General features: G+C 58.0%; 16 protein-coding genes. 6 read left to right on the forward strand and 10 right to left on the reverse strand.

Features of this window, described 5'->3' with window-relative positions; all coding sequences use genetic code 11:
• Positions 1 to 55 precede the first annotated feature (55 nt).
• From ACR3EQ_RS06505 to hemA, 4 genes are all read right to left on the reverse strand, one after another.
• The gene (locus tag ACR3EQ_RS06505; RefSeq protein WP_170610350.1) at positions 56 to 904 is read right to left on the reverse strand and encodes an SDR family NAD(P)-dependent oxidoreductase; all 849 of its coding nucleotides are present in this window, start codon (positions 902 to 904) and stop codon (positions 56 to 58) included.
• 14 nt (positions 905 to 918) lie between these two features.
• The gene (ispG, locus tag ACR3EQ_RS06510; RefSeq protein ID WP_170610347.1) at positions 919 to 2,040 is read right to left on the reverse strand and encodes a flavodoxin-dependent (E)-4-hydroxy-3-methylbut-2-enyl-diphosphate synthase; all 1,122 of its coding nucleotides are present in this window, start codon (positions 2,038 to 2,040) and stop codon (positions 919 to 921) included.
• Between the two features lie 71 nt (positions 2,041 to 2,111).
• A complete protein-coding gene (locus ACR3EQ_RS06515; protein WP_170610344.1) occupies positions 2,112 to 3,326 on the reverse strand; it encodes a helix-turn-helix domain-containing protein in 1,215 nt (404 codons plus the stop codon).
• Between the two features lie 130 nt (positions 3,327 to 3,456).
• The gene (gene hemA, locus ACR3EQ_RS06520; RefSeq protein WP_170610341.1) at positions 3,457 to 4,680 is read right to left on the reverse strand and encodes a 5-aminolevulinate synthase; all 1,224 of its coding nucleotides are present in this window, start codon (positions 4,678 to 4,680) and stop codon (positions 3,457 to 3,459) included.
• 327 nt (positions 4,681 to 5,007) lie between these two features.
• On the opposite strand from hemA, the gene ACR3EQ_RS06525 reads away from it, so the two are divergent.
• Positions 5,008 to 6,393 carry a dipeptidase gene (locus ACR3EQ_RS06525; protein ID WP_480490137.1) on the forward strand — a complete coding sequence of 462 codons (1,386 nt, stop codon included), beginning with the start codon at positions 5,008 to 5,010 and terminating at the stop codon, positions 6,391 to 6,393.
• Positions 6,394 to 6,529: 136 nt separating this feature from the next.
• Here ACR3EQ_RS06525 and lpdA read toward each other — a convergent pair whose 3' ends face one another.
• Positions 6,530 to 7,924, reverse strand: a complete 1,395-nt coding sequence (gene lpdA, locus ACR3EQ_RS06530) for a dihydrolipoyl dehydrogenase (RefSeq protein WP_170610335.1) — start codon at positions 7,922 to 7,924, stop codon at positions 6,530 to 6,532.
• Positions 7,925 to 8,139: 215 nt separating this feature from the next.
• On the opposite strand from lpdA, the gene ACR3EQ_RS06535 reads away from it, so the two are divergent.
• The gene (locus ACR3EQ_RS06535) at positions 8,140 to 8,574 is read left to right on the forward strand and encodes a hypothetical protein (RefSeq protein ID WP_170610332.1); all 435 of its coding nucleotides are present in this window, start codon (positions 8,140 to 8,142) and stop codon (positions 8,572 to 8,574) included.
• Here the strand turns inward: ACR3EQ_RS06535 and ACR3EQ_RS06540 are convergent.
• From ACR3EQ_RS06540 to ACR3EQ_RS06555, 4 genes are all read right to left on the reverse strand, one after another.
• Positions 8,571 to 9,149 carry a DUF924 family protein gene (locus tag ACR3EQ_RS06540; protein WP_170610329.1) on the reverse strand — a complete coding sequence of 193 codons (579 nt, stop codon included), beginning with the start codon at positions 9,147 to 9,149 and terminating at the stop codon, positions 8,571 to 8,573. The two genes, ACR3EQ_RS06535 and ACR3EQ_RS06540, sit on opposite strands and share 4 nt — an antisense overlap.
• A gap of 108 nt (positions 9,150 to 9,257) precedes the next feature.
• Complete coding sequence (locus tag ACR3EQ_RS06545; protein ID WP_170610327.1) at positions 9,258 to 10,529, reverse strand: MFS transporter; 1,272 nt, start codon at positions 10,527 to 10,529, stop codon at positions 9,258 to 9,260.
• Between the two features lie 112 nt (positions 10,530 to 10,641).
• Positions 10,642 to 11,688, reverse strand: a complete 1,047-nt coding sequence (gene queA, locus ACR3EQ_RS06550) for a tRNA preQ1(34) S-adenosylmethionine ribosyltransferase-isomerase QueA (protein ID WP_170610938.1) — start codon at positions 11,686 to 11,688, stop codon at positions 10,642 to 10,644.
• A gap of 44 nt (positions 11,689 to 11,732) precedes the next feature.
• Positions 11,733 to 15,113, reverse strand: coding sequence for a YhdP family protein (locus ACR3EQ_RS06555; protein ID WP_480490140.1), 3,381 nt, complete (start codon positions 15,111 to 15,113; stop codon positions 11,733 to 11,735).
• A gap of 72 nt (positions 15,114 to 15,185) precedes the next feature.
• Here ACR3EQ_RS06555 and ACR3EQ_RS06560 point away from each other — a divergent pair, with 72 nt between their 5' ends.
• From ACR3EQ_RS06560 to ACR3EQ_RS06575, 4 genes are all read left to right on the forward strand, one after another.
• Entirely contained in the window at positions 15,186 to 15,647 is a 462-nt protein-coding gene (locus tag ACR3EQ_RS06560) for a peroxiredoxin (protein ID WP_170610321.1), read from the forward strand.
• 94 nt (positions 15,648 to 15,741) lie between these two features.
• On the forward strand, positions 15,742 to 16,554 hold the full coding sequence (locus ACR3EQ_RS06565; RefSeq protein ID WP_170610934.1) for a ferritin-like domain-containing protein: 813 nt from the start codon (positions 15,742 to 15,744) through the stop codon (positions 16,552 to 16,554).
• A gap of 182 nt (positions 16,555 to 16,736) precedes the next feature.
• Positions 16,737 to 18,062, forward strand: coding sequence for a DUF5930 domain-containing protein (locus ACR3EQ_RS06570; RefSeq protein WP_170610319.1), 1,326 nt, complete (start codon positions 16,737 to 16,739; stop codon positions 18,060 to 18,062).
• A complete protein-coding gene (locus tag ACR3EQ_RS06575; protein ID WP_170610317.1) occupies positions 18,052 to 18,552 on the forward strand; it encodes a bactofilin family protein in 501 nt (166 codons plus the stop codon). The genes ACR3EQ_RS06570 and ACR3EQ_RS06575 overlap by 11 nt, the downstream gene beginning before the upstream one ends.
• 77 nt (positions 18,553 to 18,629) lie before the next feature.
• On the opposite strand, the gene ACR3EQ_RS06580 is transcribed toward ACR3EQ_RS06575, so the two are convergent.
• Positions 18,630 to 19,277: a hypothetical protein gene (locus tag ACR3EQ_RS06580; RefSeq protein ID WP_480490142.1), complete on the reverse strand. Its 648-nt coding sequence runs from the start codon at positions 19,275 to 19,277 to the stop codon at positions 18,630 to 18,632.
• Positions 19,278 to 19,641 lie beyond the last annotated feature (364 nt).

A 19,641-nucleotide genomic window follows, 5' to 3' on the forward strand; every position in this document is an offset into this window, starting at 1 on the left:
TCCGGGATTACCCTTTGATGTTCATTGAAGAATAGGCCGCTTCGCGCGGCCTTTTTTACTTTTTCCCGGTGTTTTCGAAGTTTGCAAAGCCTTCGGCGAAGTCGGAGTGCCATCGGGACAAGGGCGGACGGTTCTGGGTGATATCCTCGACATTCCACGCGATCCGGCGCTCGTCGCGGGTTCGGTCCACGTCATTGTCCGGGCAAAGGATGTAGAAATCCCCGTCCGCCATACGATGGATGAAATGATCTACCGTTTGCTCGCTTGTCCAGGCCCCGGCAGGCTTTTCCGGCAGAAAGGCGGCGATCATCCCGGTGTAGGTAAAGCCCGGAACGAAAAGATGCACCGATATCGGCGCGCGCGCCTCGCGCAACTCATACGCCAATTGCTCGCTCAGCACTTTCACGGCGGCCTTGCTCACATTGTAGCCGGGATTGCCGGGCGGAGTCGTGATGCCCTGCTTTGATCCGGTATTGATCACGACTGCCGGCCGGTCCGCCTCGATCATGCGGGGCAGAAAGGCCTGAACGCCGCGCAATACGCCCAGAAAGTTGATTTCCAGCAGTTTCAGCCAGTTCGCCATCTCCGACCACGCTTTGGTCGGCAGACCGACCCCGGCATTGTTCATGAGAACTGCAACCGGACCGGTTGCAAAGGCCTTTTCGGCCAGTGCGTCGATGTCTTCCTGTTTGGAGACATCGGTGGCAACACCAATGACCTGCGCACCTTCAGCAGCGTTGGCACTGACCTCGGCCACGGCCTCGTTCAGCTTGTCCCCCGGCAAATCCGCCAGAATGACACTAAGCCCGCTTTGCGCAAACCTAAGGGCCGCAACCCGCCCTACACCGCTGGCCGCCCCTGTGACAACGGCGACACCGCCTTGTTCAATTGCCTTTTCATACATCGCTGACCTCTGGTTTACTCGGCGGCCTCCTGTGCGGCATCCAACTCAGCCGCCTTCTTCTCGACCTGTTCAACAATATGGTCGATCATCTGATCGTTCGACATCTTGTGGCTGGCCTTGCCGGCCAGATAGACCATGCCCGAGCCTGCCCCGCCGCCGGTAAAGCCGACATCGGTCATCAGCGCCTCTCCGGGGCCGTTCACGACACAGCCGATGATGGAAAGACTCATCGGGGTCTTGATGTGTTCAAGACGCTGTTCCAGCGCTTCGACTGTCTTGATCACGTCGAACCCCTGGCGCGCGCAGGAGGGGCACGAGATGATGTTCACCCCACGATGGCGCAGGCCCAGCGATTTCAGGATTTCGTATCCTACCTTCACCTCTTCGACCGGGTCAGCCGACAGGCTGACACGGATCGTGTCACCAATGCCCATCCACAACAGGTTGCCCAGACCGATTGCGGATTTGATTGTACCCGAGACAAGTCCGCCAGCTTCGGTGATCCCCAGATGAATCGGGGCGTCCGTTGCTTCGGCAATGCCCTGATAGGCCGCTGCGGACAGGAACACGTCGCTGGCCTTTACGCTGATCTTGAAGTTGTGGAAATCATTGTCCTGCAGGATGCGGATATGCTCCAACCCGCTTTCCACCATCGCCTCGGGGCATGGTTCGCCATATTTCTCAAGCAGGTGCTTTTCCAGGCTACCTGCGTTCACGCCGATCCGGATCGAACAATTGTGGTCGCGGGCTGCCTTGATAACCTCTTTCACCCGCTTCTCGTCGCCGATATTGCCGGGGTTGATCCGCAGGCAGGCAGCGCCGGCTTCGGCGGCTTCGATGCCGCGGCGGTAATGAAAGTGGATATCTGCCACAATCGGTACCGGGCTTTCGCGCACGATCTCTTTCAGCGCTTTCGATGACGCCTCATCCGGGACCGACACCCGCACGATGTCCGCGCCGGCCTCGGCTGCGGCTTGCACCTGTGCCACAGTGGCCGCCACATCCGTTGTCAGGGTGTTCGTCATCGTCTGAACCGCGATCGGTGCATCACCACCTATGGCGACATCTCCGACCATGATCTGACGGGATTTGCGGCGGTATATGTTACGCCACGGACGAACGTGATTGAGCGACATGAGGACGGGTCCAGAACAGCCAGAGTTGCGACTTTAGATAGTCCGGCAACGGGGCTATCGCAATGGCAAGATCACTCGGACGGGGTTTCCGCCGCCTGCGTCTGCAACTCGGCGACCAGTTGCTTGAGCGCACTGTTCTGTTCTGCCTCAAGGTCGGCAACCTGGAACCGCTCTGCCACCGCGTCTTTCGACAGCACGACACCCTTGGTGACTGTACCGGGTGCCCCAACAGGACCGAAGTGTTCACCGTTCATCGAGAAGTAAACCGCGCCCGATGCCCCTGCCCGCAATTGAGGCGGTTCTTCGGTCAGCGGCACTTCGAATGTACTGCCTTTTTCGACCGTGCCCAGCGTCCCTTCGAACAGAATGCTGCCATCCGCCGCCGTGATCCGCATCCACGATGGGTTCACAGCTACGATCTTGAGGGTGGTGTCGATCTGTTCGACCACCTGCGGCAGCGCGGGGCGTTCGACAGTGTGAACCTCGGCCAGTTGAATTTCGGGCAGCTCCGGCGGGCGGAACGCGCCCACTTCCCGCGGATCAAGGGTCGAAATCGGTGCGTCACGCGCGACCAGAACTGGAACGTCCAAAGCCTGCGGGCGATAAAGGCGGTCCAGTGCCTCGGCGCTGGGTGTCTCCAGTGCCGCCACTTCCTGAACATCTTCTTTCGAACGCGCAGCATCCAAGGGATCAAGGTCGGACAGAACCACCGGTGCCTGTTCGACCGGGCTGACCTGAACCTGCTGAATCCGGTTCAGAACCGACCAGCCGCCATATCCAATGCCGCAGATGACAGCCACAAGAACCAGTGAAGATCCTATGGCGCGCGGCTCGATCTGACTTACGAACGATTCCCTGCCGGGCAGATACGGTGTGTTCGGAGAAATAAACGGGTCACGGCCCATCGGTCCCCGGGATGGCAGATTGCCTGTACCCTTGCGGATGACCGAAGCTTCGGCCGACATGCCGTGCGCAACCTCGAACCCGCTTTCCTGGCAGAACGCGGCGAAGGTATCATCCGGGTTCATACCCAGATAACGCGCGTAAGAACGCACATACCCGGCGATAAAGCCGGGCGTGTCGAAGGCGTCAGGGTCGGCGTTTTCTATCGCAGCGATGTAGTTGGCTTTGATCCGCAACTCGCGCTGAACATCCAGAAGCGACTTGCCCATTGTGGCGCGTTCGCCACGCATCACATCACCCAGCCGAACCTCGTAGTCGTCAAAACCCTTCGGTCTGACGTCGGTATCCTGTTCGGAATCGCGCTGAGATCTGCGCCCAATCATTCCTGCTGCCCCATTCTGCCTTCGCGTGTGTTTCACGCTAACGGCGAATCATCCCCAAAACGATTCGTCCGATGCTTTTGTTGCCGTTAGCTTAACACGCGTCAAACACGTTGCACACTTTGGTGTTAGATTAACCTGCAAGTTCGGCGCGATTTAGCGCACAATGTGACCAAAGTTCGTCCATAGCGTGTACAAGGCGGTCCATTTCGTTCGGACCATGCACTGGAGAAGGGGTAAACCGAAGACGCTCGGTTCCACGGGGGACAGTTGGGAAATTGATTGGCTGCACATAAATGCCGTAATCGTCCAACAGCATATCGCTCAGCTTTTTCGTGTGTACCGGATTTCCGACAATCACCGGAACAATGTGACTGCCGTGATCGATCAATGGCAGACCAAGCCCCTTAAGCCGCAGCTTGAGGATGCTTGCCTGCGTCTGATGCTGTTCGCGCAGTTCGGGCGCCCGCTTGAGATAAGCGACCGAAGCCGCCGCCCCGGCTGCAACCGCAGGCGGCAGAGAGGTGGTGAAGATGAAGCCCGGCGCATAAGAACGCACGGCATCGCACATTTTTGCGCTGGCGGCGATATACCCACCCATCACACCATAAGCCTTGGCGAGCGTTCCATTGATAATGTCGATGCGATGCGCCAGGCGATCACGCTCGGTCACGCCACCGCCGCGCGGGCCGTACATGCCAACCGCATGCACTTCGTCGATATAGGTCAGCGCGCCGAATTCATCGGCCAGATCGCAGATTTCTTCGATGGGGCCAAAATCGCCGTCCATTGAATATACGGATTCGAATGCAATCAGCTTGGGCGCGGCCGGGTCGTCAGCCTCCAGCAGCTCACGCAGATGTGCGACGTCGTTGTGACGGAAGATCCGCTTGGCCCCGCCGTTGCGGCGCACGCCTTCGATCATCGAGGCATGGTTCAGCGCATCGGAATAGATGATCAGACCGGGGAACAGTTTCGGCAGCGTGCTGAGCGTCGCATCGTTGGCGATATAAGCACTGGTAAACAGCAGCGCAGCTTCCTTGCCGTGCAGGTCAGCCAGTTCAGCTTCCAGCCGTTTGTGGTAGACCGTCGTGCCTGAAATGTTGCGCGTTCCGCCCGAGCCTGCTCCGGCTGCATCCACCGCCTCGTGCATGGCGTCCAGAACGACCGGGTGCTGGCCCATCCCCAGATAATCGTTGCCGCACCAAACAGTGATGTTTTGCTGCGAGCCATCCGGGCAAGTGCGTACAGCATGGGGAAAATGGCCCTTGCGACGCTCGATGTCGATAAAGGTCCGGTAGCGCCCTTCTTCATGTAGCCTGGCAATCGCTGAATCGAGCTGAGCTGTATAATCCACCGGTCTCTCCTTGCACCCCGATCTGGTCGTCCACAACCGGGTAACTTACTTTATCAACTGGCACCTTTTCAGGCCATAGCGGCCAGGTTCCTACCCCGTCTGCCTATCCGTGTTGCGGGGCGGGCCACTTTGATTTGCATCAACTATCCCCTATCACAACGGCAGACAAGTAAAGTTACGGCCATCAGACGCGAGGAAACGACGCAGGCCGCCGTGTTTGGCACTTCGATTTCATCAGTATAGACCAAATTCCCGTCGATACACACTGGACGGCGCGGCCAGCACTGGTAGGCTCCGCGCAAATTCACAACCATTCAGGAGAAAGCAATGCCGCTTGACGCTGTTCTGAGCAGGATCGACGACGATCTGACCACTTCTATCGACCGTCTGATGGAGTTTCTTCGCATCCCCTCGATCTCGACAGACCCGGCCTTCAAGGAAAAGGTCGATCAGGCGGCAGACTGGCTGGTATCCGACCTGCAAAGTATCGGTATCGACGCCGAAAAACGCGTGACACCTGGTCACCCCATGGTTGTCGGTCATGTTGGTGACGACAATGACGCCCCGCATGTTCTTTTCTATGGTCACTATGATGTGCAGCCGGTCGACCCGCTGAACCTCTGGAACCGCGATCCCTTCGACCCGGCGCTGGAAGACACCGAACATGGTCAGGTCATTCGCGGGCGCGGCTCTTCGGACGACAAGGGCCAGTTGATGACCTTTGTCGAAGCTTGCCGCGCCTGGAAAGCGGTTCACGGGAAACTGCCCTGCCGCATAACATTCTTTTTCGAGGGTGAAGAGGAGTCTGGATCGCCATCGCTGGTGCCGTTCCTTGAGGCCAACAAAAAGGAATTGCGGGCTGACCTGGCCCTGGTTTGCGACACATCCATGGTATCGCGCGGTGTGCCTTCGATTGCATCGCAGCTGCGCGGAATGCTGAAAGACGAATTCACCATCGTCGGCCCCCGCATCGATCTGCACTCGGGCCACTATGGCGGCCCGGGCCTGAATCCTTTGCGGGAGCTGTCGAAAATCGTCGCCTCTTTCTATGACGATGAAACTGGACGCATTGCGGTTGATGGCTTCTATGAGGGCGTCCACGAAGTTCCCGCCGAACAGTTGCGCCAGTGGGAGGGCTGCGGATTTGACGAAGCCGAATACCTGAACTCGGTCGGGTACACACAGCCGCATGGCGAAAAGGGTTATTCCACGCTGGAACAGCAATGGGCGCGCCCAACGCTTGAGGTGAACGGGTTGTGGGGGGGCTACAACGGCGCGGGATCGAAAACCGTTATCCCGTCCGAGGCGCATTGCAAAATCACCTGCCGTCTGGTGGGCGACATGGACCCTGACGCGTTGCGCAACAAAATCCGCAAACATGTCGAAGACCGCCTGTCACCCGATGCCAAAGTTATCTGGGACAACGATCTGGAAGGATCCCCTGCTTCGGTCATGAACCTTGACCGCCCTGAATTCGAAGCGGCGCGCGGCGCGCTTTCGGATGAATGGGATCGCGAAGCGGTCTTCACCGGCATGGGCGGATCGATCCCTGTGGTTGGCTATTTCGATACGGTTTTGGGATTGGATTCGATGCTGGTCGGGTATGCCAATGACGATGATGCTATTCACTCACCGAATGAAAAATACGATGTGAAAAGCTTTCACAAAGGCATCCGCTCATGGGCCCGTATTCTTGACGCCCTGACCCGCTGAACCGGTTTTAGGCGAGGCTCTGCCTCGCGCTCCGGGATATTTGGGGCCAGATGAACAGGGGATCCTTCATTCATCTGGCTCAAAATATCCCGTGGGAGTCGCCTATAGGGCGGCGGGGGCAGCGCCCCCTGATGCGCTACATGTGGATTACACGCCCATAGGCATCGAGAACGCTCTCATGCATCATTTCTGACAGGGTCGGATGCGGGAAGACCGTGTTCATCAAATCTTCTTCCGTGGTCTCCAACTGACGCCCCACAACATAGCCCTGGATCAGTTCGGTAACTTCCGCGCCGATCATATGGGCCCCCAGCAACTCACCCGTTTTGGCATCGAATACGGTCTTGATCAGACCTTCCGGTTCACCCAAAGCGATGGCTTTGCCGTTGCCGATGAAGGGGAAGCGGCCGACTTTTACGTCATACCCAAGTTCCTTTGCCTTGGCTTCAGAATAGCCGACAGATGCAACCTGCGGCTGGCAATAGGTGCATCCCGCAATGCTCTCAGGTTTCACCGGGTGTGCGTGCTGACCTGCGATCAAGTCTGCGACCATGACACCTTCGTGACTGGCCTTGTGCGCCAGCCAGGGCGCACCGGCGATATCACCAATCGCATAAAGACCATCGACTCCGGTGCGGCAATATTCATCCGTCACAACATGGGTTCGGTCAATTTTGACGCCCAGCGCCTCGAGCCCCAGGCCTTCAACATTTCCGACAATGCCCACGGCAGAAATCACGGTATCAAAATCGTGCTTTTCGACCTTGCCCTTGACCTCGATATGGGCCGTGACTTTACCCTTCGCGCGATCCAGTTGCTTGACCATGGCTTTTTCCATGATCTTCATGCCCTGCTTGGTAAATGCCTTCTTCGCCAGACCGCTGATTTCCGCGTCTTCAACCGGCAGAACCCGATCCATGACTTCAACTACGGTCGTGTCGGCACCCAACGTGTTGTAGAAGCTGGCAAATTCGATGCCAATTGCGCCGGAACCAATGACCAGCAACTTTTTCGGCATCCGCGGTGGTTGCAGCGCATGCTTGTATGTCCAGACCAGATCGCCGTCGGCCTCGAGGCCCGGCAGTTCGCGCGCACGGGCACCGGTGGCCAGGACGATATTCTTGGCGGTCAGTTCCTCGGTCCCCTTGTCGGTTTTGACGCTGACTTTCCCTTTGGCAGGGATTGTTGCCTCACCCATCACGACGGTGACTTTGTTTTTCTTCAGAAGATGTCCAATTCCGCCCGACAGTTGGGCTGCAACTCCGCGCGAGCGTTTGACAACCGCGTCGAGGTCATAGCCGACCTTATCTGCGCTCAGGCCGAAATCCTTCGCGCGTTCCATCAGGTGGAAAACTTCGGAAGACCGCAGCAGCGCCTTTGTCGGGATACATCCCCAGTTCAGGCAGATTCCCCCCAAATGTTCACGTTCGACAACAGCGGTTTTCAGACCCAGCTGTGCGCCGCGAATGGCAGCGACATATCCGCCGGGACCGGCACCGATTACGATCAGATCAAAAGATTGTGCTGCCATGTGTTCCTCTCGGCGCAGGTCGATTGAAAATTAGTTTACCATTAAACTATTCTCCGCAATGCATCAATATACCGTCTCCGCGACAAAAGCGACGCAAGGTCACCCAAATCGAAAGGCGCGGATTTCTGCCTATACCGACGGAAGAACGGGCGTTAGAACAAAAGCGGCGGAGTTCTCCGGCCTTTCCTGATCAAGCTTCTATAGAAAGATGCCTCATGGCCAAAACGCTTAAAGATCTTGTACTTGCCCTGCTGAACGCGACTTTGCTTCTGCTGGCGCTGTGCCTGTTTTTGGGATGGAAACTGGCTTCAACCCTCGAAGGGATAACAACCGGGTTTGCTGAAAAGCTGCAGGTCGTGGCGCCCCTGCAGGAACAGGCACAAGGTATCAGGGATGAGATCAAGGGGTTGCGGGATGAACTGACACTGATCCATGTAAATGGTGACGTTCTGGATAGCGCAGTAAAACTACGCGTGACAACCGCACTGGATCGGTTGCAAGAAACACAGGATCGTCTGCAATTGGTTCAGGAGCGCTTCACTGATCTGTCAGAGTCCCCGGACGATTTGATCAACAATGCAATTCATACATCTGCCGACGCTATCGCCGACAGAGTCATCGCGATCCGTGAGTGTAAGCCTGCGTCCTAGCTTGCGGCCTGCAATTCGCGAACGGTGGACCCGTAGCCACCTTTGCTTACATAAGCGGCCTCATGTTCCGTCATCTGCCGCGACAACGCTTCGTTGCGATAGGGAAAGCGACCAAACTTGCGGATAACTTCGCGATGCGCGCGCGCGTGCAACAGGTTGCCCGGGTTGCATTCGCTGAGGTTCTGACAAATCAGGCGTACACACCGTTCCTGATCACACAGATTTTCCGAATGCATCATCGGAAGATAAAAGAACTGCCGGGCGGGTTCATCAATCTTCAGATCCCAGCCTTTGTCGACCGAACATTTCGCAGCCGCCAGCGCTGCACGATCCGTCGAGAATGCCTTGCCAGAGCCCCGGAACATGTTTCGCGGGAACTGGTCCGTCAAAATGATGTAGGCCAAAGCACCGCTGGGATAGGTGAGCCAAAGAGAAAACTTGCCCTCTTTCGCGGCTTCCCAGGTTTTTAAGAACTTGTCCCGGATTTTCGCGTCCAGCGCGTCATCCTGAATATACCATCCTTCGGGGCCAACTTCATCTAACCAAAAACTCAATACTTCTTCAGGCGTAACCATTGCCGTCACTCCGTGCATTGTCCTCCCCAGGGACGTAACGTCATTTAAGGCCGTTTTACAGAAGTGTTACAGTAACATATTGCAACACTTGCGACATAAATCTGTGTCCTAGGCATCAACCCGCTCAGCCTGCTCGGCTTCGGCGGCTTCGATGGCAACCTCCTGCGCCAATTCAAACGCCACAGGCGAAGCCGTCGGGTAAAGGGTCGACATGGTGCCAGTTTCGTCGACCGGTACAGAAGCGCGCTGTGTCATACGGTATAGCGAATAGAAGGCCATCACGAATAACAGTGCGGCAATAAACAGAAAAAAGCCCGGTGGCCCGAAGATCGCATCGCCCATCAGCCAACCGGTGATCAGCGGGCCTGCAATTGCTCCAAGCCCGTTGATAAACACCAGACCGCCGGATGCGGCGGGCATGTCATCGTGGTCCAAGAAGTCGTTCGTGTGGGCAATCAGCAGGGAATAAAGCGGGTTGGACATTCCGCCGATCAGGAAGGCCGCGCCCAGAAGGATTGGAAACGATACGCCGAAAAGCATGGCCACTGTTGACCCGCAGCCACCCAGCGTTGCGACGACAAGGATCAGCACACGCCGGTCCATACGGTCGGAAAACCAACCCAACGGGTATTGCAGTACCATCGCGCCGATATAAAACGAGGCGACAAAGGTCGAGATTTCGACCAGCGAAAGCCCTGCCCGCGCGCCGTAAACGGCGGCCATGCCGAACTGAGCTGAAAAGACGCCACCCAGCAGGAACATGCCCACGCAGCCCAGGGGTGATATCCCCATTAGCTGAAGCAACGTCATGGGTTTGGCGGTGTCAAATGCCGGGGTTGGTGAAATCGACAGCAAGATGGGCGCAAAGGAGACCGAAACAAGGATCGATGCGATCACGAATGTCTCATAGCCTGCCGGGTCGCCGACCAGCATAAGGGCCTGAGCACTGATGATCCCCGCCATCTGCACAATCATATACAGCGACAGCGCCTGCCCGCGGTTTTCATTGCTGGCCGCGTTGTTCAGCCAGCTTTCAGCGGTCACATAAACACCGGAAAAGCAGAAACCGATTACGACGCGCCCGAGAATCCAGGCGATCGGATCGGTCAGCATCGGGTACATGATCATCACAGCCGAGATGAACGAGGCCAGCGCCGCAAAAACACGTACATGGCCAACTCGCCGGATCATTTCTGGCGCCAGACGGGACCCACCCAGAAATCCAAGGAAGTATGCCGACATAACAAAGGACATCTCGAGGGTCGAGAACCCTTCGATTTCGCCGCGGACACCCAGGATTGTACCCTGCAGGCCGTTGCCGATCATCAGCAACCCCATACCGAGAAGAAGCGCCCATGCGCTGGAAAGAACCTGAAGCATCGGGGCCTCCGAAAATTGCCAATCTATCTGTCCGCACCGCAGTCAGATCAAAAAACACTCTGATCGTGCTTGTCTATGATATTGCCAGCGCCTGATCCAGCGAACGCGCCATTCACGGGATTAAAAGCGACGCGTCTCCGTACGAAAAGAAGCGATACTTCCGGGCGATTGCGTTCGCGTAGACCTTGCGCATCCGATCCTGTCCCATCAGGGCCGAAACCAGCATCAACAAAGTGGATTTCGGCAAGTGGAAGTTGGTCATCAGCGCATCTGTGACGTTAAAACGAAAGCCGGGATAAATGAAGATATCCGTATCCCCTTCCCAGGCTTCGATCTCGCCATTTCGGGCCGCGCTTTCGATCAGACGCAATGCAGTGGTTCCCACAGGAATGACCCGCCCGCCCGCGGCTTTGGTCGCCCGGATATCGGCGGCGGCTTCGGCACTGACCCTGCCCCATTCTGCATGCATCTTGTGGGTTTTGACATCCTCGACCTTGACTGGCAGGAAGGTTCCGGCCCCGACATGCAGAGTGACATGAGTGATCGAAACACCCCGGTCCGCCAGCGCCTGCATCAAGGGTTCATCGAAATGCAACGACGCGGTCGGCGCGGCCACCGCGCCCGAATTTCTGGCCCAGATCGTCTGATAATCGGTCTTGTCTTGATCGTCCGCCGGACGTTTCGCTGCAATGTAAGGGGGCAAAGGCATCGCACCGGCCTGTTCAAGCGCCGCATCGAAATCCTGGCCCGTCAGGTTGAAGCGTAAAAAGGCCTGTCCGTCTGCGACGGTCTCCAGCGTCGCGCTCAGTTGGTCCGAGAAGCGGATTTCCTCACCCGGCTTCACCTTCTTCAACGGTTTGACCAAAGCGGACCATGTGCCATCGGACTGCGGATCCAGCAAAGTCGCCTGGATCGCGGCCGATACCGGCCCCTGCGCGCTGTCGCGATGGCGGTGTCCGTTCAGGCGTGCGGGGATCACGCGCGTATCGTTCAGTACCAGCCTGTCGCCGGGCTGCAACCAATCGGGCAGATCGAACACATGCCCGTCAGAAATTGAATCCCCCTGCGCCACCAGCAAACGGGCCGAGGAACGCGGGCTGGCGGGCCGCGTGGCAATCAGGTCTTCGGGCAGATGGAAATCAAAATCGCTGAGTTTCATGGCCGCGCCATACAAGGCCGCGATAGATTCGGCCACAGTTGCGTTCAATGATCTTTTGGGGGAGAACCGTAGGTGCGTTTGGGCTCATCCGGCTTGGGTGCCTGGGCATTCGGGCCATCCGACACGGTGGGTGCAGGGGCACGCATCAGGTCCCGCAGAAACAGGGGCGCCAGACCCGACAAAGGATTCACCGAAACCTTGGGATTCGTCAGCGGCCCCTTCAGTGTGTAGTTGAAGCCAAAAACACCTTCGCCCTTTCGGGTCAAAACGCTACCGATGGCATTCACCAGGTAGATGGGTGAGATCGCCCCGCGCAAATTCAGTCGCTGGGCTACAGTATCAATGCTTCCGTCAAAAGACAGGCCCATCGACGGCCCAACCGCGCTGCCGCTGAGCACCTTGATCTCTGTCGGCGTGATCCGCATCCGGCTGTCGATTGCCGAAAAGAAAATGCCCTGCCCTGCCATTTCATCCACCAGCCCCACCAGGCTTATTGCATTCAGAAGCGCCGCCATGGCTGGCGCATCCTTGATCCGCGTATCTACGATCTTTAGGATAACGTCGTAATTTCCGGGACCTGCAACCGGCTCAAGTTGCAGGTCAAATCCTCCGCCCCGCGCCTGCGTTATCACCCCGGCCGAGCGCAAAACCGCCCCCGCGTCCTGTGATTTCAGGGTAACGGCGCTGCGCCCCGCGCGCGGCGTGACCTGACCCTGTACGGTCGCCCCGCCATTGACCTGTGCAGTGAAACCGCCATTGACGCCCCCGGTTGTCGCAAACGCGCCTTTGAAACCGGTCAATGCAACGGCTTCCGTGATCTGCAGTCGATCCAGCGCGACGTTCAGTCTTGGCCCTGCCCCTGCACCACCACCGCCACTGCTTTGGCCAAAGGTTGCCTTTGCCATGTTCATGACACCGCCCAGCACCCGAATGTCCGGGGCCCCGGCCCCGCGCGCGATCAGTTCGGCAGGCACGGCCAGCCAATCACCCAAATCGAACGAGCTGAAGCTGACCCGGTCGAACGCCCCCCCTTCGCGGAACGAAATCGACGCCTTGCTGCGCAGCCCTGCTGCGTCGATCTGCAACTGATCCACCTTCAACTGATCGCCGAGCGTCGCTTCGACATCCATCGTGCCCGCGCTTCCGTCAGCTTTACGCCAGCCAAGTTCCGGTACCGCCAGACCAACGCCGACAAGATCAGACGTCGCCGTCAGCCTTGGCGGCTCTCCTCCACCGATGCCCAAATCGAAATCGGCCGTCCCCTGCCCGGTCAGCATCCCGTTTGGCAGGCCGGCCTTGAGTTCATCCATAAGGCGGGGTGAGAGTTCAATCTGGCCGCTCAAGGTGCTGCGCTGCGCACCGCCGGTGACAATCGGCTGGTTCCAGCGCGCCTGTACCGGCACAGCACCGAACAAACCGTAACCTTCAATGGCAATGCCGTTCTGATCACCGGTCAGCGTCAGACGATCCGCGCTGACGGTGAAACCAGGCACCAGCCGGTCGCTGAACAGGTTTCCCAGCTCACCGATGAAATGAAACTCGGTATCCTCAAAATCCAGCCCCTTGTGCATTGGCAAGGCCAGCGTGCCTTCAACCTTCAGGTCGCCATCCGCCAGTTCAACCGGCAGATTTGCCTTGCTCATCAGTTGCAATGGTGGGCGCTCCAGCAGTGACAGGGCCGCCGTTGTGCTGCCGCTTGCCTGAATACGTGCGATGGCCGGAGAGGACTTCTTGATACCTGTATCAGGAATAATGAAGGACGTGCCCGATGCGTCCACGGGCCCACCTACGTCAGGGATCACGACCCCACTTTGCGCGGTCACGGTGAACCGGTCGCTCAGTAGGCTTGCCTGCCCCTGTGCGTCCTGGACCGGAGGCAACGTTTTTGCAAATCGGACAGTCGTTTCACTGAACCCGAAGTCCAGATAGATATCGGGCTTAGCTCCCGGTTGCAGCCGCAAAGCAAAATCCACGTTCGAAAGATTGCCTTGGTAGACGTTCTCGGAAACCCATTTCCTGGGTTTTGGGGCCAGATGCTCGGGCCAATAGTTCAACAGATCGTCGGACGGCATTTTATCCAGATGAGCATCCAGCCCTCCGGCCCAGCCTTCGGTCAGACCTTCCAGCCGACCCGACGCAAGCAAACGGTGGCTGCCATCCTCAATCACCATTTGGCCAAGTCGCAGGCGAAATGGGGCAAGCTTCATCTGGAAATCAAGCTCGGCACGCGACAGTTCGAGCGTCTTGGGAAACAGATTGGCCGGGTTGATCCGGATGGCGCTCAGCCTCAGCTGCGATGACAGGCTTTCAAGCACATTATTTTCCAGACCGTGCAAAAACGCCTTGCCGTCGGCATGTACGGACCCCCATGCCGACTCGATGGACACCTCGTTGAAATCCAGCGTCTGGCCTTTGGGATCGTAGGTGAAATACGTGCGCGCGGCTTCAAACGGGATCGGTTTGATATCTGCTGTAGGCTGCACAGCACCCGCCCCGAGGTTCAGCGTTGCAAACACCGGACCCAAAGCACCTTCGGTATCGAAACTGCCGCGCAACGCGCCAGAGATCGGGGTCTTGAGCACCTGCAACCACGACAGTGCCAGACTTTGCCCGGCAATATCCTCGGAGGGCAGATCAGTAATGGAAATGCCGAAACTGGCCTGCGGCGAACCCAGTGTACTTGTGTAATTTGCCTCGATCGTGCTGGCGTAATCGCGCCCGGTCAGTACCGAAAACCCGGTGGCAAGCCGCATCTCTTCCGCGCTGCGAATGGCCTGAATGTGGCCCCCGTCCAGAACCCAGGACCGGCCCAGGCGCAAATCCTGATAGCCCAGAGTGATCGCATCCAGTTCCACCGACGTCAGAGCGGACAGGAGCGGCGACAGGAATATCTCGTCGGCTTCCTCGATCAGTTGTGCCAGATCGGGCGCCTCTTGAACCGGCGCGCTGCCGGAGCCGACGGTCAGTGTCAGCGCACCGTCCAGCCCTCGGGTCAGGTCGATCTGGGCACCGCTGAGCATGATACGCTTGGGCCGCACGTTACCGCGCAACAGGGGGCGCATCGCCAGGCTGGCCTGCAAGTCAGAAACCTGTGCGATTTGCTGACCTGCCGCATCGCTGATACTTACGTCGCTCAGCCGCAATCTGGGTCGCCACCCTTCGTGGATAACGAAAGTGACATCCCCAAAGCGGATCTGCAGCCCGCCCAGCGTCCTCTCCAGACGTTCTGCGACCCGGTCGCGCAGCCAGGCGGGCGCATGCATCGTCTGGCCCAGAACCATGAATCCGGTGAAAAGACCCAACAGAACCAACAGCGCGACACCCCGCATCGCCCAAAGGCTGGCGGCGCGGCGACGTGACCGCCGGCGTGGAGGCTGGCTGGCCTCTCCGGTCTGCTGTTCTTCGTTTTCCGTCAAAGCGTTCACTACACCTTTCAACCTGCTCGTGCCGCCCTATAGTCCGCTAAACCGAACTTGACCAATTCAACGGAGTTTCCAATGCCCGATGTTTCAGACATAGCCCCCGATTTCGCCCTGCCACGGGACGGAGGCGGTGAAATTACCTTGTCGGACCTGCGCGGCCAAGCCGTCGTCTTATTCTTTTACCCCCGTGATGATACGCCGGGCTGCACCAAGGAATCCATCGGTTTCTCGGAACAACTTCAGAGCTTTGCGGAAGCTGGCGCTCAAGTTTTCGGCATCTCGAGGGACAGTGTGGCCAAGCACGACAAATTCGTCGCCAAGCATGGACTGACCACACCGCTGTTGTCAGACGAGGGATCGACCACTTGCGAGGACTACGGGGTCTGGGTGGAAAAGAACATGTATGGGCGCAAATCCATGGGGATCGAAAGATCAACCTTTCTGATCGACGCTGATGGTCGGATCGCCCGGGTCTGGCGCAAGGTCAAGGTGCCCGGTCACGTCGACGAGGTGCTGGAGGCTGTACGCGCACTTTAGGTTCGGCCCCCTCGACCCAGGCGACCATACGGTCTATCAACCGCGCGACACCAGGCTACTGCGGAGGATACACGTGTCCGACACGCTGACGACGATGGCGACCGAAGTTCTGAACACGGCAGATGGGCGGGCCAAGACCGCGCTTTCCAAGCGCCATGCCGCCGCATGGTTTGCTGCCCGCAAGGGTGAAGCGCCGCGGATTGAAATCGGCACCGCCACGCCACCTCTGAACCCGGCACGGCCTGAAAAGCCCGAACTTCGGTCGCCGCGCGACGTACCCAAACGCCGCCCCGGCTCCGAGGCCGGTCGCATCGCGCTGTTACACGCAGTGGCCCATATCGAGCTGAATGCAGTGGACCTCCACTGGGATATCATCGCCCGGTTCGGTCACATCTCCATGCCGATCGGGTTTTATGACGATTGGGTCAAATGCGCCGAAGAGGAGTCGCGCCATTTCGAAATGGTCTGTGATTGCCTTGAACAGATGGGCAGTTTCTATGGCGCCCTGCCCGCCCATGCCGGAATGTGGCGCGCGGCTGAAGATACGGCCGACGATTTGATGGGGCGGCTGGCCGTGGTGCCAATGGTGCTGGAGGCACGTGGTCTGGACGTCACGCCGGGCATGATCGAAATCTTCCGCAAGGCTGGTGCAGATGAAGCCATCGCCGCGCTTGAGGTGATCTATGCCGAAGAGGTCGGCCACGTGGCGTACGGCTCGAAATGGTTTCATTTTCTGTGTGGACGCGAAAACGCCGACCCAAAAGACGTGTTCCACCAGCTTGTCCGGCGCTACTTTCATGGCGCCCTGAAACCACCTTTCAACGAAGAGAAACGCGCCGAAGCGGGACTGCCTCCGGATTTTTACTGGCCCCTCACTGAAGAGATGCCATTGCCGGGAAGCACATGATCTGGGGGCCAATGCGGCTGTTTAGGCAAAATCCCGCCGACAATTGGCCCGTTACTGGCTGTTAAGTTGTCTCTCCGGTCAACAAACTTGCCCAAATCGAACCGGCCCTCTATGCACTTCGCCCAAGGGACGGCTATCACTCACGACCGATCCCGGAAATGGGGACGAGAGAGGGAAGACGCGTGCGAACACGTCTGGCAATCAAAATTCACTCACTGCTCGAGCGGCACTTTCCCGAGCGCAGAGTTTTTCTGAAATCCGACCAGGACACCCGGTTCATACGGCTGAGTTCCGAAACCCAGATTGCGGCGGTTGCCGGTGTGGCCATCATGGTCGGCTGGACCGCCGTTGCCACGGCGATCCTGCTGATGGACAGTATCGGGTCGGGCAATTTCCGCGATCAGGCAAGGCGCGATCAGGCGACATATCAGGAACGGCTGAATATCATCTCGGAAGAACGCGACGCGCGCGCGCAGGAGGCATTGGCCGCGCAGGACCGGTTCAACGCCGCGCTTGAGCAGATTTCCGTAATGCAATCAGAGCTTCTGGCATCGGAAAACCGCCGCCGCGAATTGGAAACCGGGATCGACGTGATCCAGACCACGTTGCGCGCGACGATGAAGCAGCGCGAAGAGGCGCGAACCGAGTTGGCCCAAGTGCAACAGGGCACCGATGGGGGCGACGTCTACATGGCTGCTGCCGCGAACCCCGCGCAAATGGATTTCATGACCGAAGCGCTGGCGCGGACGGCGCAGGAACGCGATCAGATCGCCGCCAATGCCCGCGATGCGTTGGATCAGCGTGACGAGCTTGAACTGGAAATTCGCCTGATGCAGGAGCGCAGCGACGAGATTTTCCGGCAACTGGAAGAAGCGATGGTCATTTCTGTCGAGCCACTGGATAAGATGTTCCAGCAGGCAGGTATGCCCACAGACCGTATCATCGAAGAGGTCCGGCGCGGATATAGCGGTATGGGCGGTCCGCTGACCCCTTTATCCTTCAGCACGCGCGGTGAGGAGTTATCTCCGGAAGAAATCCGCGCGAACCGTCTGCTGCAGCAGATGGACCAGTTGAACCTCTACCGTATTGCGGCGGAAAAAGCGCCCTTTGCGAGCCCGGTGCGTGCCGCGGTGCGATACACCAGTGGGTATGGCACCCGTCGTGACCCCAAAACCGGTGGGCGCCGCATGCACAATGGTGCAGATTTTGCCGGACCGCACGGCACGGATATCTTTGCCACGGCCGATGGCGTTGTCACCCATGCGGGCTGGCAATCAGGCTTTGGGCGGCTGGTTAAGATCAAGCACGCGTTCGGACTTGAGACACTTTACGCTCATAACACAAAGATCCGCGTGAAGGTCGGTCAAAGGGTCTCGCGCGGGGATCATATTGCTGATATGGGTAGCACCGGACGGTCAACCGGCACGCATCTGCACTATGAGGTGCGGTCGAACGGGAGACCTGTGAACCCAATGACTTACATCAAGGCTGCGAGAAATGTTTTCTAAGAGCAAAATCAACGAGCCCGGTTCCAAGGCACCTGAAGCGGCCAAGCCGGCCGCCCCGGCAACACCGGCAGCACCCACCTCAACGGAGACCAAGGCCAGCACTCCGCCCAAGCCGAAGCCACCAGCTTCGGTTCTGTCGTCGGACCTGCACATCACAGGCAACATCAAGACGTCCGGCGACATCCAGGTGGAAGGCACCGTCGAAGGCGATATTCGCGCCCATTTGCTGACCATTGGCGAGACGGCCACCATCAAGGGTGAAGTGACCGCCGATGACGTGGTGATCAATGGCCGCATTGTCGGCCGGGTCCGCGGCCTGAAGGTCCGCCTGACTTCGACCGCACGGGTTGAAGGCGACATCATTCACAAGACCATCGCCATCGAAAGCGGTGCGCATTTCGAAGGTTCGGTGCAGCGTCAGGACGACCCGCTGAACCCTGGCCGCAGCGGCAAGTCGGGTGCTAACCCGGCAGCGGAAGTCAGCCAGTAACCTCTGCTGAAACAGAAAATGTCTGGAAAACGCCGCAGCAACACTGCGGCGTTTTTCTTTGACTGCATCTGGGCCTTCTAGGTCTCACGCTGGTTCCACGTGGCATTGGTTTCTATGATTCCCGCAACTGCAATTGCCTTTTCGGCAAGTTCTGCCTTGGTGTCGTCTGCAAAAGCCAACTTCTCAAACCTCTGATGCATCTCTTTTGATGTGTAGAAGTCGAATATTCTGGAGTTGTTCGGGCTTGGCCAAAAGGCGGTGATCCAAATCGCCTCGCGACCAGGTACGCGACCGGCGCACCAGTCGTTCCAGAAACGGCAGACCAGCTTGTCATCGGCAACATCCGCAACCTGCGCCAGCAGGGTTTCCAATGGCCACCCACCCAGGCTGAACATACAGATCGTATCATCCAGGTAATCATGTCCTTGCCGGTCGATCTCACGCATCAGGAAGAGGCGCTGAAACCGATCGAGCACATTCCATTCCTCGGCTGACCAGTTATCCGGGTTTCCGGTTTCAAACCGGCTCAGGCTGACTTCAAGCCCGTTCGAGCTGACGTCTTCATCACATGCCAGAACTTCCAGTATACGTGGCAGGAGATAGGCCCAAATTGTCTTATCGACGCCTTTCGGATCACATGCCGCAAAGAACCAATCCCGAATATAGTGCAGAGGCAGGTCTTCAATATCCGGATTGAAGAAATCCGCTTCGATGGATGCCTCCATGCAGCATCTTTCACAGACGCCGGTTCGTGTTGGCCTGGGGTAGGAAAAAACGCGATATGCTTCTTCGATGACACCGGCGAACGGATGGGCCCTGGGAAGCTTTGCACTAGGTGGCATTTTTTGTTTTTGACCCATCCAAGATTTGACCTTGATCGCAAACGACTGAACAAGACTTACTGCCGAGGTCCCGTCACAGAAACACTCATCAGGAATTTACACAATATCTCGGTCCTCGGATGTAATGCTCTTGCCGCAGTCGGCAACTAACGGTCAATAGAACATCAGCTCAGGATGCCAATGCGACGCGTGTTTCGCGTCCGCTGTGCTCAGGCGAATGAGCAGCGAAGCCAGGGCGTCCTCGGCA

This window comes from Ruegeria sp. AN11 (assembly GCF_056536005.1).